This window comes from Acetobacter orleanensis, assembly GCF_001581005.1.
GTDB classification, from domain to species: Bacteria; Pseudomonadota; Alphaproteobacteria; order Acetobacterales; family Acetobacteraceae; genus Acetobacter; species Acetobacter orleanensis.
The window spans coordinates 1-12,956 of sequence record NZ_LHZV01000051.1; the positions used below are offsets into that span (position 1 = coordinate 1).

General features: G+C 58.2%; 10 protein-coding genes. 5 read left to right on the top strand and 5 right to left on the bottom strand.

Annotated features, from left to right (window positions below; translation table 11 throughout):
- Positions 1-112: 112 nt before the first annotated feature.
- Positions 113-448 carry a YnfA family protein gene (locus AD949_RS03600; protein WP_048836199.1) on the top strand — a complete coding sequence of 112 codons (336 nt, stop codon included), beginning with the start codon at positions 113-115 and terminating at the stop codon, positions 446-448.
- Positions 449-606: 158 nt separating this feature from the next.
- Here the strand turns inward: AD949_RS03600 and AD949_RS03605 are convergent, their stop codons facing one another.
- A complete protein-coding gene (locus AD949_RS03605; protein WP_048836223.1) occupies positions 607-1,962 on the bottom strand; it encodes an inorganic phosphate transporter in 1,356 nt (451 codons plus the stop codon).
- Positions 1,963-2,384: 422 nt separating this feature from the next.
- Between AD949_RS03605 and AD949_RS14020 the strand changes: the two genes are divergently transcribed.
- Positions 2,385-2,558, top strand: coding sequence for a hypothetical protein (locus AD949_RS14020; protein WP_156475917.1), 174 nt, complete (start codon positions 2,385-2,387; stop codon positions 2,556-2,558).
- Positions 2,559-2,739: 181 nt separating this feature from the next.
- On the opposite strand, the gene AD949_RS03610 is transcribed toward AD949_RS14020, so the two are convergent.
- The 4 genes from AD949_RS03610 to AD949_RS03625 form a co-directional block, all read right to left on the bottom strand.
- Positions 2,740-3,801 carry a CorA family divalent cation transporter gene (locus tag AD949_RS03610; protein WP_048836200.1) on the bottom strand — a complete coding sequence of 354 codons (1,062 nt, stop codon included), beginning with the start codon at positions 3,799-3,801 and terminating at the stop codon, positions 2,740-2,742.
- 138 nt (positions 3,802-3,939) lie between these two features.
- Entirely contained in the window at positions 3,940-4,212 is a 273-nt protein-coding gene (locus AD949_RS03615) for a hypothetical protein (protein ID WP_048836201.1), read from the bottom strand.
- Positions 4,213-4,385: 173 nt separating this feature from the next.
- Positions 4,386-5,453: a histidinol-phosphate transaminase gene (hisC, locus tag AD949_RS03620; RefSeq protein WP_048836202.1), complete on the bottom strand. Its 1,068-nt coding sequence runs from the start codon at positions 5,451-5,453 to the stop codon at positions 4,386-4,388.
- 90 nt (positions 5,454-5,543) lie between these two features.
- The gene (locus AD949_RS03625; RefSeq protein WP_048836203.1) at positions 5,544-6,113 is read right to left on the bottom strand and encodes an ankyrin repeat domain-containing protein; all 570 of its coding nucleotides are present in this window, start codon (positions 6,111-6,113) and stop codon (positions 5,544-5,546) included.
- A gap of 569 nt (positions 6,114-6,682) precedes the next feature.
- On the opposite strand from AD949_RS03625, the gene tkt reads away from it, so the two are divergent.
- From tkt to gnd, 3 genes are all read left to right on the top strand, one after another.
- Complete coding sequence (gene tkt, locus AD949_RS03630; RefSeq protein WP_048836204.1) at positions 6,683-8,785, top strand: transketolase; 2,103 nt, start codon at positions 6,683-6,685, stop codon at positions 8,783-8,785.
- A gap of 90 nt (positions 8,786-8,875) precedes the next feature.
- Positions 8,876-11,731, top strand: a complete 2,856-nt coding sequence (locus tag AD949_RS03635; RefSeq protein ID WP_048836205.1) for a bifunctional transaldolase/phosoglucose isomerase — start codon at positions 8,876-8,878, stop codon at positions 11,729-11,731.
- 47 nt (positions 11,732-11,778) lie between these two features.
- Positions 11,779-12,777 carry a phosphogluconate dehydrogenase (NAD(+)-dependent, decarboxylating) gene (gene gnd / locus AD949_RS03640; protein ID WP_048836206.1) on the top strand — a complete coding sequence of 333 codons (999 nt, stop codon included), beginning with the start codon at positions 11,779-11,781 and terminating at the stop codon, positions 12,775-12,777.
- Positions 12,778-12,956: the final 179 nt, after the last annotated feature.

Genomic DNA, 12,956 nt, shown 5'->3' on the forward strand with positions numbered 1-12,956 from the left:
GCATCGCATCGCATCGCATCGCATCGCATCGCATCGGGTGATTGCGGCCAGCACAACCGCTTTGTAAAGCTGCCTGCGTGTTCAGACTGACCTATTTTGGAAGTATGAAGCCATGCTTTTGCTCAAACCTCTCCTGATCTATCTGGCCGCAGGCTTTGCGGAAATTGCCGGATGTTTCGCCGTCTGGCTATGGCTGAAGGACCATCGCTCCGCATGGCTGCTGCTGCCCGGTCTTGCCAGCCTCTGTCTGTTCGCCCTGCTGCTGACCCGCATTGAGTCGGACTCCGCAGGGCGGGCTTATGCAGCCTATGGGGGCGTCTATATCACGGCATCATTGATCTGGATGCGCGTGGTGGAAGGCCGCTCGCCGGACAGATGGGAGCTTCTGGGCGCGCTGGTCTGTCTGGCGGGCGCAACCCTGATTCTGCTGGCTCCCCGCGGGACGTAGTCTGAACCCGGGATACGTAGTTTGAGAAACGTGCTTCACGCGCAATAAAAAGGGCGGACATGCAGAGGATCTGCCTATCCGCCCTTCAAAAAACCTCAGCCACGCTGAACGAAACGCCCCTGCCCGTGCGCGTCTGGCACAAGCAGAGAGTTCGGGTTTTACATGCTGATAACGTAAAAGAGTGTCGCTGCGATCAGGATGGTGATCGGCAGAGTGAAAATCCATGCCAGAGCAATTTTGGTCAGCATCTTCGGGTTGATCCCGCTGCCTGAGCCCAGCATGGTCCCGGCGATACCTGCCGTAATGATGTGCGTGGTGGAAACCGGCAGGCCGGTATAACCCGCCGTGGCAATCAGGCCCGCACCCACCAGTTCGGCAGAAGCTCCCTGCGCAGGGGTAAGATGCGTGTTGCCGATCTTTTCACCCAGCGTATGCACAATGCGTTTATAGCCGACCATGGTGCCGATACCGAGGCACAGAGCACTGAGCAGACGCACCCACCAAGGGGCATATTCCACTGTCGGGCGCAGGCTGGCACCGATATCTTTGGCGGTTTTCTTCTCCGCCGCGGAAGCCTGCTCACTGGAAGCCACGGATTTCAGACCCGCCAGAACTTCATAAATATCTGCGCGAAGCTGAGAAGCTACAATCTTTTCGGGGTCAGTCGCCTGCAGGCGCTGGACAGACTCCAGAGCTTCCGCACGCAGGCCGTCATGATCATACTGTTGCAGCAGCGGGGCTGCGATAATGGCCTGTGGGGCCACGTGCGGGATGTGGGAGCCTGCTTCCGGGCTAAGCGCAAACGTGGCGGGCAGAATGCCGATAATGGTCAGCATAATCAGGCCGATACTCTTCTGGCCATCGTTGCTGCCGTGAGAGAAGCTGACCCCAGTGCAGGTCAGGATCAACAGGCCACGCACCCAGCCATGCGGGGGCTTTTCACCCTGCGGCGGCTGGTAGAGTTCCGGGTCCTTCACCACATGCTTCATGATGAAATACAGGCCACCGGCCCCGATCAGCCCCAGAATCGGAGAAATGGCCAGAGCGCGTAGCACTTTCCAGATCTGGGACCAGTCCACACTATTGCCCAGTCCGCGTGTGTGCAGGAAGGCATCGCCAATGGCCACGCCAATCAGAGCGCCAATAACGCAGTGAGAGCTGGAGTTGGGAATCCCGAACCACCAAGTAAACAGGTTCCATGCCAGCGCCGTGCCGAACAGAGAGATCAGCATCGGGATGGCCGGGTCTCCATTGGGAGGAGACAGCACGTCCGCAGGCAGCAGTTCCACCAGCCCGTAGGCCACGCTGATACCGCCCGCCAGCACACCGATAAAGTTCATTAGGCCGGACCAGATAACGGCCACGCGCGGTTTGAGGGAATGGGTGTAAATGACTGTCGCCACCGCGTTGGCGGTGTCATGAAAGCCGTTTACAAATTCAAAAACGCAGACCAGCAGAAAGCATGTGGCCAACGTCAGGAGGGAAAGCACCGAATACGGGGCAAAATGAAGCATGGAAACCAGTACCTGTGTTACACTGTTCCGCATTAAGACCAATTTTGTACTTTTTTCATCGCCCTGACAGTGGATTTCACAAAACCTTAATCGTACCGATCTTGCATCACCCAGCCTCATGTCAGGAAATGCGTTGTGTTTTCAATGGGCTGTCAACAGTCTGTCAATTAGGGCTTCCGCTTTAGAGAAATAGACAGCGCAGCTCTTTTGGCATTCAATAGCCCAGCCACCAGCCTTCTAGAGCGCCAGCCTGTTGCGGTTTGCCCCCGTCTGACCGATCTGGCGCTCTTTTCAGCCGTTGGGAAACATCACCAAAGACCTGACCATGCCTGCCAACGACGCTGAAAACGTAAAGACGCCAAACACGCCAAAATTATGCGTATTCCAAACGTCTGCCCCCCTATCATAAAAGAGACGGTAAAATGATTAAACAGGCTTTTCTTCCAGCGCTTTTTGGAATTTTATTCTATAAAATATTAGAAGCGCCCATGCATACTTATCCCTATATTGCCGAGATCGCTGGAGCTTTGGGAGGATGCTTCATGGTCTGGTTTTGTGATCGCATGAGCTTTTTTCTTCGCAAGAAGAAAATCTAAAAACCTATATCATTTCTCCGCCCCTTCCCCCGGATCATGCGGGTTCGGGTTCTGATACGGGCATGACTGCTCCTGTTGCCCGATCCTATAGCTCTACGGCATCGCCTTATAAACCTGCGAAGAACACAAACAGGGAAACGATGTCGCAGAAGCTCTCACCTGCGGAACGCAAAGCTGTCTCTTACAGCAGACGGGTGAACTTAAGCAGCACCCATGTTCCCAACATGATGGCAAAGCACAGCCCCCCGGCCTCCACCGTGCCCCATGATCCATTGGTCAGAAACATACCGCCGGTATTCATGCCGAAAAAACCGGTGACAAAGGTGGCAGGGAGCATCAGCGTTGTACCAAGGGACACGATATACAGCCGATGGTTGGTTTCTTCCGCCTGATTGGACGTTAGTTCATCCTGCAGGGAGCGCGCGCGGTCCTGCAAGGCGAGAAGGTCATCCAGCGCGGCGTGAACCTGCCGTTGGGAACGGTCACGCAGGTCATCCTCCGCCCATTCCGGCAGTTCCAGTTCCTCATCATGAAAAAGACGATCCACCGGAGCCAGAACACGGCGCAGTTCCGTGGACCGACGGCGCACAAGGCCGAGTAGACCGCTCATGCGGCCCAGATCAGTATCCCGGTCCAGCATCAGCAGGACATCTTCCGCACGGTCCAACTGATCATCCAGCCGGGCGAAGTCCCGTCGCAGAGTATCGGCAAATTCTAGCAGGGCACGGTCGACCAAATAGGCGGGAGAGCGCGGCACCAACCTGCGCCGGAGTTCATGAAACACCACGCCAAGGGCTGGAATCGGGTGCCGACGGGTTGTCACCAGCAGATCGGGCTGGAGCGCAAATCGCCATGTGCTGACATTACGGTCATCATCCGTCGTGGTATCATCAAAGGCAGGCAGTGCGCCAAACACTGTCTCGTCCTCACTATCCAGACGGATACTGCGCTCCAGATTGGTCAACACCTGCCGCACTTCTTCCGGCAGAGAAGGAATGCTTTCAATCTGTGTACGAGAAAGCGTGTGGACAATATCAAAGTGAAACCATGCCCACCCGTCTGTTTCCGCCAGTTCTGGCGGAAAAGCGCCGGTTAGCAGACGTTGGGTGACAACACTGCGTTCCAGTTCAACCGGCTCATGCCCCGGGCGACAGAAAATGGCCCAGATCAGGCCATCACGCAGGAGCGTTCCCCCTTCCGAGATTGGCTCAGGTAAAGTGGATGAGGCTGTTCCGGCCATCATTGAACTCCCTGTTTCCCGAAAAGGGCGATCGTTACCTGTCCCGTAAGGAAGCGCACTGTCCACGACCGGTCGCCGCAAACTGGTCCGCTTCATATCACAGCAGGCTTACAGGACCAAGGCTCTGTTCTTGCCTCCGTTTTAACGCGGGCGCATCGGGCGGGCGGGACGACGCGCATCCCCACCAGCCCGAGGCGCAGCCGCGGGTTTGTTGCCCGGCTTAAGGGCGGGGGCCGCCGTCACTTCCGCCTCAAGCTGGGCAATCCGTTTCCGCACGCTTTCCCGCAGAGCCGGAGACGTATGAGATTTCATTGCGGCCAGCGTTTCCTTCAGGTCCCGAAGCTGCTTCTGCTTTTCCTGCAGGCTACGGCGGATAGGCTGGTTGTCTGACATCTGACCATGAAAGGCACGCATGGGTTTACTCCCTTAATATTGTAACAGCCCTTCAGCAGCCATCAGGCTGCCAGAGCACACAGACACACGCCCGCCACCGGGTTAAGGCCGGACTGGCGGGGAAAACACTGTTTTTTCATGTAAGGTACGCACAAAACCTAGTCGGCGGGTTCAAGCCAGCCGGACCACCGCATTCAGCGGTTGTGGAGAAGACACTCCCGCAGGGCGGAGAGAAGCATCTCGCTCTGCTGGTCCGTCCCAACCGTGATCCGCAGCCACGAGGATGTGCGTACACCGCGCAGATGCCGGACGATAATGGCGCGTTCCCGCAGGGTTGCCGCCAAGGCCGCAGCATCGCGGTCAGCATGGTGAATATACACAAAATTAGCCTGTGATGGCAAGACCTTGAAGCCCAGTTCCGCAAGCTTTGTGGACAGGATTTTGCGCGTGGCCATTACCTTTTCCACACTCTCCAGAAACCACTCCTCATCCTCCGCCGCAGCCGTCGCCCCGGCCAGCGCAATGCGGTCCAACGGGTAGGAATTGAAGCTGTCTTTCACCCGCGTCAGACCTTCAATCAGCTCTGGCTGAGCAAAAGCAAATCCCACGCGCGCCCCGGCCAGCGCGCGGGATTTGGAGAAGGTCTGCACTACCAGCAGATTCGGATAGTCTTTCACCAGTGCGACAGCACTCTCCGCGCCGAAATCCACATAGGCTTCATCCACCAGCACTACGCGGTCCGGGTGGGCGTCCAGCAGACGGCGGATTGTGGCCAGATCCAGCGCAATGCCGGTGGGAGCATTGGGATTGGCCAGCACCACGCCGCTGCACGGGCCGGTATAATCCACCACATCAATCGCCATCTCCGCGTTCAGCGGCACGAGGCGATAGGGCAGATTATACAGACCGCAATAAACCTTATAAAAACTATAGGTGACATCCGGAAACAGAATGGGCTCGCCATGCGCGAAAAAGGCCTGAAAGGCATGGGCCAGCACTTCATCCGAGCCATTGCCGACAAACACGTTTTCCGCCTTCAGCCCCACGCGCTCCGCCAGCACCGTGCGCAGGCGGGTCGCTTCCGGGTCTGGATACAGACGCATACTGTTATCCGCCGCGGCCCTCATGGCGTCCAGAGCGCGAGGGGACGGGCCGTAAGGGGATTCGTTGGTGTTCAGCTTGATGAGGTCTGCCATTTTGGGCTGCTCACCCGGCACGTAGGGCGTCAGGCGATGGACAAGAGGGCTCCAGAAACGGCTCATGGCTGAAACATCCGCAAAAAGAAAAGGTAGCCCGAATGGACTGCCTTCACCCCTAACCGATGCGTTTCCGCCTGAAAAGCCTGCCTGCCGTCAGCCCTGCCCGGCGTTCTGCTCTTTTATAAGCGCCACCAATGCCGCGTTGCCCTGCCTCTGGGCAAGATCCAGCGCGTTCAGCCCTTCTCCGTCCCGGCAGGTGGGGCTGGCCCCCGCCTTGAGCAGGAGTTTTGCCATATCATCCCGCCCGAACATAACGGCAAACATCAGCGGTGTGCGGCCTACGGCGTTAGGCACATCAACCTTTGCTCCTGCTTCCAACAGCATATGTGCAATAGGCATAAACCCCTTGAACGCCACACCAGCCAGTGCGGTCGCTCCTTTTTCATCCTGAAGGTCAGGCAACGCGCCACGCATCAGGAGTGTGCTGACAGCCTCCTTATGGTCGTTATAGGAGGCCAGAATGAGCGGGGTGTAGCCTTTTTCCGCCCGCAAATTGGGGTCCATCCCGGCATCCAGAAAGCTGGAGAGCAGATCGGCCTCCCCTTCTCGCGCGGCGTTGACAAACAGGGCTTCAACCTGCGCCTGCGTAAAATCACTCAATGCGCCGGCTCCCGGGGTCTGGGCACCCTGAGAACGCGGGTCCTGAGAAGAAACCTGTGTCATGCTCGACCTCCGGTGAAATTCATACATCTGACATAAGCAGTCACACTCTATAGTGCAAACGGCCCGCCCTGTGCAGCGTTTCCTGCCCGTGCCACGGCTGACTTTTAGGAGAGGCTGCGCAGAGAGGGTTCAGCCTGCAAGCAAAGAGCGCCAATAAAGAGCGTAAGGCATATCTGGCGCAGGCCGATCGACGGCCAATCAGGAGTCTCACGAGCAAGTGATGACCGCTACTTACGCGCGCTCTTTAATGGCCGATTTACCCGCCAAACCCACGAAAAAACAAAACGCTATCCGTTCAACCATCAAAACAACACTGCCCGTTTCAAGCGGTGTTATTTCTCTCAAAAACGAAATTATTGGTGTCTTTCAGGCAGCCTGCACCCTGCGGATTGCGTTGCGTGATAGAATAACAGCTCCTCACCCACACGGAAGAGGCAGGGTCTCGCATCAGCTCTCTTGCTCATTACGGTCGGACCGTGTGATTGTATTTCCCCCGACCCGGCCGGGTTTCCGGCTGCGTGCTCCCACCGGGCCAGAACAAAACGTCCATTCTGAAGGATTAGGTTTGCATGTGTGCTTCTTCTCCCACTCCTCTTCACGCACCAAACAATCTGGAAGCCGGGGGGACATCCAGCCTCGATAACCTGTGCATCAACACCATCCGCACACTCTCTATGGATGGGGTCCAGAAAGCTAATTCCGGCCACCCCGGCACGGCCATGGCGCTGGCACCAGTTGCCTATACGCTGTGGCAGGACGTTCTGAATTACGACCCGGCAGACCCGCTCTGGCCCAACCGGGACCGCTTTGTGCTGTCTATCGGCCATGCGTCCATGCTGATCTATTCGCTGATCTATCTGGCCGGTGTCCGGCTGGTGAAGAACGGCAAAGTGACCAATGAGCCCGCTCTGACACTGGCTGACCTTGAGCAGTTCCGCCAGCTTGATTCCAAAACGCCCGGCCACCCGGAATATGGTCACACCTCCGGTGTTGAAACGACCACCGGCCCGCTCGGGCAGGGCTGTGGTAACTCCGTTGGCATGGCGATGGCGGAAAAATGGCTGGCCGCGCGTTTCAACAAGCCGGGTTTCGAGCTGTTCAACCACCATGTTTACACGCTGTGTGGCGATGGTGACATGATGGAAGGCATCTCCAGCGAGGCCGCCTCCACCGCAGGCCACCTTAAGCTAGGCAATCTGGTCTGGATGTATGATGCCAACCGCATCTCCATTGAAGGCTCGACCGATATCGCGCTGACAGAAAATGTCGCCGCCCGCTTTGCCGCCTATGGCTGGCAGGTGTTGGAACTGAAGGACGCGAACGACACCGCCGCCCTGAAAGACCTGCTGGCACAGGCCAAAGCCGAGACGGAACGCCCCACCTTTATTGTGGTCCATTCCGTGATTGCATGGGGTGCCCCGCATAAGGCGGGCACCGCCGCTGCACATGGTGAACCGCTGGGCGCGGAAGAAATCCGTGAAACCAAAAAAGCCTATGGCTGGCCGGAAGACCGCAGCTTCTATGTGCCGGATGGTGTGCAGGCCCACATGCAGGACGGCATGGGCGCTCGTGGCGCCAAAGCCCGCGCCGCGTGGGACAAGCTGTTTGCTGAGTATCACACCGCTCACCCGGAACTGGCGGCTGAACTGGATGCTATCCTGAACGGCACCCTGCCTGAAGGCTGGGATGCGCAGATCCCTGTTTATGACGCCAATGCAAAAGGCATTGCCTCCCGCGCCAGTTCTGGCGAGGTGCTAAATGCCGTCGCAGGCCGTCTGCCGTGGCTGCTGGGCGGCTCGGCTGACCTCGCCCCCTCCACCAAGACCCTGCTGAAGGGCGAAGAAAGCTTCCAGCCCGCCGCATGGGGTGGGTCTTATTCAGGCCGCAACTTCCATTTCGGGGTGCGTGAACATGCCATGGGCGCCATTGTCAACGGCATGGCGCTGTATGGCCTGCGCCCCTTCTGCGCCGGGTTCCTCATCTTCTCCGATTACATGAAAGCCCCCATCCGGCTTTCCGCGCTGATGCACCTTCCCGTCACCTACATCTTCACGCATGATTCCATTGGCGTGGGGGAAGACGGGCCAACACATCAGCCGATTGAACAGCTCGTCCAGCTCCGCGCCACACCGGGCATGACGACTTTCCGCCCCGGCGATGCGAACGAAGTGGCCGAAGTCTGGCGTTATCTGATTGCCAAACAGGACGGCCCGGTAGCGCTGGCCCTCAGCCGTCAGGACCTACCAACACTAGACCGCAACCGCTTTGCTCCCGCCTCCGGCGTGGCCAAGGGCGGCTATATTCTGGCCGACAGCACGGAAACGCCTAAGGTGATCCTGATTGCCTCCGGCAGTGAACTGGCTCTCGCGGTTTTCGCCTATGAAGCCCTGACCAGCGAGGGCATTCCCGCCCGCGTGGTTTCCATGCCAAGCTGGGAAGTGTTTGAAGCCCAGCCATATTCTTACCGTGATACGGTGCTACCGCCCTCCATTACAGGCCGCGTGACGATTGAAGCGGCCTCCCCCATCGGCTGGGACCGCTATGCCGGCCCGACGGGTGAGATTATTGCTATGCGTGGCTTCGGGGCTTCTGCGCCCGCAGGTCTGCTGGCGAAAAAATTTGGCTTTACGCCGGAAGCCGTGCTGGAAGCGGCGCGCCGTCAGGCGCGTTAACAGCGCAGTTTTCTACCCGTATCAGAGGCTTCTAGGCTGCTCCGCCCCGCTATTCAGGCGGGGCAGCATACAGATTAAAGGACATTCGTGATGACTGCTTCTTCACACAAAGGTGCCAATCCGCTGCGGGATCTTGCCGCTGTGCAGCAATCCCCATGGTTTGACTTCATTCGCCGCTCCTTTGTTGAAGACGGCTCTCTGACCCGCCTTGTGCAGGAGGATGACGTGCGCGGCGTGACCTCCAACCCCGCCATTTTTCAGAAGGCGATGGGCGAAGGCACGGAATATGACGCCCAGATCCGTGAGGTTCTGGCGCATGAGATTGTCTCCCCCGGCGCGCTGTATGAAAAGCTGGCCGTGCGGGACATTAAAACCGCAGCCCATATTCTGGCTCCGGTTTATGAAGCGTCCCATAAAAAAGACGGGTTTGTCAGCCTTGAAGTCTCTCCCTATCTGGCGCGGGACGGCAAAGGCACAACGCATGAGGCCGCCCGCCTGTGGGCCGATGTGGCTGAATCCAACCTGATGATCAAAATTCCGGCCACGCCGGAAAGCATCCCGGCCATTCGGGAAACCATCGCGGCGGGCATCAATGTTAACGTCACGCTGATTTTCGCCCTGTCTGCTTACAAGGCGGTGGTGGAAGCATGGCTGGCCGGACTGGAAGACCTGCATAAAAAAGGCGGGGATCTGTCCAAAGTCGCTTCCGTGGCGTCCTTCTTCGTCAGCCGCATTGACGGCAAGATTGACGCGGACATTGATCGCCGCGTGAAAGCGGGTGACAAGGATGCCGAAACCCTGAAAGCCCTGCGCGGCAAGGTCGCCATTGCCAACGCCAAAGAAGCCTACGCTTACTGGCAGGAGATGGTCAAAACCCCGCGTTGGAAAACTTTGGAAGCCGCTGGTGCCCAGCCGCAACGCCTGCTGTGGGCCTCCACCGGCACCAAGGACAAGGCCTATAGCGATGTTCTGTATGTGGACAGCCTGATTGGCCCGCACACCGTCAACACTGTGCCGCCCGCGACCATGGATGCTTTCCGTGACCACGGCACTGTTGCTGAAACACTGACGAAGGGACTTGAAGACGCCCGCCATGTGTTGGCGGAAGCCAAGCGGCTCAAGCTGGATCTGGACGGTGTGACCGCAACACTGGTGGATGAAGGCGTGACCTCTTTTGAGGAAGCGTTTGATAGCCTCCTCGGCTCCGTGGCTGCCAAACAGCAGGCCATGCTGGCGGACAAGCTGACGGACATGAAAACCAGCCTGCCTGCCCCGCTGGAAGAGGCTGTGCAAAAAGGTCTGGACGCATGGCGCAAAGACGGCACCATCCGCAAACTGTGGGCTAAAGATGCCTCCGTTTGGACCAATGGCCCGGAAGGGGACTGGCTGAACTGGCTGACTATTGTGGATGACCGTCTGGCCCACCTGTCCGAACTGGAGAGCTTTCAGGCCGAGGTAAAAGCCCGCAACTTCCATCAGGTTCTGCTGATGGGCATGGGTGGCTCCAGCCTTGGGCCGGAAGTGCTGGCCATGACCTTTGGCAAGCATGAAGGCTTTGGCCACCTGTACGTGCTGGACAGCACGGACCCGCAGCAGGTTGCCACATTTGAAAAGAAGATTGATCCGGCCAACACGCTGTTCATCGTCGCCTCCAAATCCGGCGGCACGCTTGAGCCGAACATTATGCTGGCGTATTTCCATGACCTCGCCAAACGCGCGCTGGGTGAGAAGGCTGGCTCCCATTTTGTGGCCATTACGGACCCCGGCTCCAAGCTGGAAGCACAGGCGAAAAAAGACGGTTTCTGGAAGATTTTTGCAGGCGACCCGAAAATTGGCGGCCGCTATTCCGTTCTGTCCAACTTCGGCATGGTGCCCGCCGCCGCCGCTGGCCTGCCGCTGAAGCTATTTCTGGAAGACGCCCTGCGCGGCGTGCGCATGAGTGACGCCAGCGTGCCGCCAGCCCTCAACCCCGGCGTGATGCTAGGCACCATCATGGGGGTTGCTGCAACACAGTTCGGGCGGGACAAGCTGACCATTGTCGCCACGCCGCAGATTGCCGATTTCGGCGCATGGATGGAGCAGCTCATTGCTGAGTCCACCGGCAAGCACGGTAAGGGCATTATCCCGATTGATGATGAAACACTCGGCGGCCCGAAACGCTACGGCACCGACCGCCTGTTTGTTTACCTGCGTCTGGTGCCCGAGCATCGGCATGAGCAAGATGAAGCCATTGCCACGCTGATTGACGCCGGGCAGCCGGTTATCACCATCAATCTGCACAGCAAGCGCCAGATTGCGCAGGAATTCTTCCGTTGGGAAATTGCAACGGCTGTGGCCGGGGCGTTTCTGGGGATTGATCCGTTCGATCAGCCGGATGTGGAAGCCAGCAAGGTGGAAACCCGCAAGCTGACGGATGCCTATAACCAGACCGGCAAACTGCCTGCGGAACAGCCTTTTGCGCAGCACGGCTCTTTCTCCTTCTTTGCGGACCCGGCCAACGCGAAAGCCCTGAAAGGCGATAGCGCGGAAGCTATCCTGAAAGCCCATTTCAACCGCGTGAAAGCGGGCGATTATGTCGGCCTGCTGGCCTATATCGAGCGGGACCGCGCCACGATGGAATGGATTCAGCACACACGGCTGAAAATCCGCGATGCTAAAACCATTGCCACGGCAGCGGAATTTGGTCCGCGCTTCCTGCACTCCACAGGGCAGGCCTACAAAGGCGGCCCGGACACGGGCGTTTTCCTGCAAATTACGGCGGATGATGCGAAGGATCTGCCGGTACCGGGCGCCAATTACAGCTTTGGCGTGGTGAAGGCCGCACAGGCGCGTGGGGATTTTGATGTGCTGGCTGAACGCGGCCGCCGTGCCCTGCGCGTGCATATCCATGGCTCTCTGAAAGACGGGCTGGCTGCTCTAGCGACCGCTCTGCACGGTGCGCTGTAAGAACCCCGCACGTCAGACACGATAAGAAACGATAAGGAAAACTGAGTATGCAGATCGGCATCGTCGGACTTGGCAGAATGGGCGGCAACATTGCCGTCCGCCTCACACGGCATGGGCATGACGTGGTGGTGTATGACCGTGACTCCGCAACAGTTGAAAAAGTGGTCTCCCGCGCGGAAGCTGGGCATGCAGTCGGTGCCAGCAGTCTTGCGGATGTGGTGAGCAAGCTGAAAGGCCCGAAACGGATTGTCTGGTCCATGCTTCCGGCAGGCGAGATTACGGAAGAAACCGTAATGTCACTCGCGGGCGTGATGCAGCGCGGCGATATCGTGATTGACGGGGGGAACACCTACTACAAAGATGATATCCGCCGTGCCAAAACGCTGGCTGAAAAAGGCATTGATTATGTTGATGTCGGCACATCTGGCGGCGTGTGGGGGCTAGAACGCGGCTACTGCATGATGTACGGCGGAGCGAAAGCGGCGGCTGAGCATATCGACCCCATTTTGTCCGCCCTTGCCCCCGGTATTGGCGATATCCCCCGCACCCCCGGCCGTGACCGGGAGGGTGTGGACCCGCGCGCCGAGCAGGGTTACCTGTATTGCGGCCCGGCAGGCTCCGGCCATTTTGTCAAAATGGTCCATAACGGCATTGAATACGGCATGATGCAGGCCTTTGCCGAAGGCTTTGACGTGATGTACCGCAAGGACTCCCCGCTGCTGCCGGAAGAGGAACGCTTCTCGCTCAATATGGCGGATATTGCGGAAGTCTGGCGGCGCGGCAGCGTGGTGTCCTCATGGCTGCTGGACCTGACGGCGCAGGCCATGACCAAAAACGAATCCCTCTCCGAATTCTCCGGAGAAGTCAGTGACTCCGGGGAAGGCCGCTGGACCATTGAAGCCGCGATTGAAGAAGCCGTGCCCGTCCCGGTCATGACGGCCGCTCTTTTCACCCGCTTCCGGTCCCGCTCTGGCAATACGTTTGCAGAAAAAGTGCTCTCCGCCATGCGCTATGGCTTTGGTGGGCATGTTGAAACCAAAGAGTAAGAGAGTGTTCCAGACGGTCTGAGTAACGGTCTGGCAGAGTATTTTTTGCTCTGAATAGGCAGTTTTGCACCCTCGGTGCCGTGGCATTAGGGCCAGACTGCACTCTGTTCAGACGCACAAAACATGCCAGCCCCGCCCTTGGGCGACTTTTGACACACTCGCTCAGCCCGTATTTTAAA

What these genes read in the sequence shown, in the direction of transcription:
- AD949_RS03625 (WP_048836203.1), bottom strand. Translation starts at nt 6,113, where the DNA reads ATGACACAGGTTTCTTCTCAGGACCCGCGTTCTCAGGGTGCCCAGACC.
- tkt (WP_048836204.1), top strand. Translation starts at nt 6,683, where the DNA reads ATGTGTGCTTCTTCTCCCACTCCTCTTCACGCACCAAACAATCTGGAA.
- hisC (WP_048836202.1), bottom strand. Translation starts at nt 5,453, where the DNA reads ATGAGCCGTTTCTGGAGCCCTCTTGTCCATCGCCTGACGCCCTACGTG.
- gnd (WP_048836206.1), top strand. Translation starts at nt 11,779, where the DNA reads ATGCAGATCGGCATCGTCGGACTTGGCAGAATGGGCGGCAACATTGCC.
- AD949_RS03635 (WP_048836205.1), top strand. Translation starts at nt 8,876, where the DNA reads ATGACTGCTTCTTCACACAAAGGTGCCAATCCGCTGCGGGATCTTGCC.
- AD949_RS03615 (WP_048836201.1), bottom strand. Translation starts at nt 4,212, where the DNA reads ATGCGTGCCTTTCATGGTCAGATGTCAGACAACCAGCCTATCCGCCGT.
- AD949_RS14020 (WP_156475917.1), top strand. Translation starts at nt 2,385, where the DNA reads ATGATTAAACAGGCTTTTCTTCCAGCGCTTTTTGGAATTTTATTCTAT.
- AD949_RS03605 (WP_048836223.1), bottom strand. Translation starts at nt 1,962, where the DNA reads ATGCTTCATTTTGCCCCGTATTCGGTGCTTTCCCTCCTGACGTTGGCC.
- AD949_RS03600 (WP_048836199.1), top strand. Translation starts at nt 113, where the DNA reads ATGCTTTTGCTCAAACCTCTCCTGATCTATCTGGCCGCAGGCTTTGCG.
- AD949_RS03610 (WP_048836200.1), bottom strand. Translation starts at nt 3,801, where the DNA reads ATGATGGCCGGAACAGCCTCATCCACTTTACCTGAGCCAATCTCGGAA.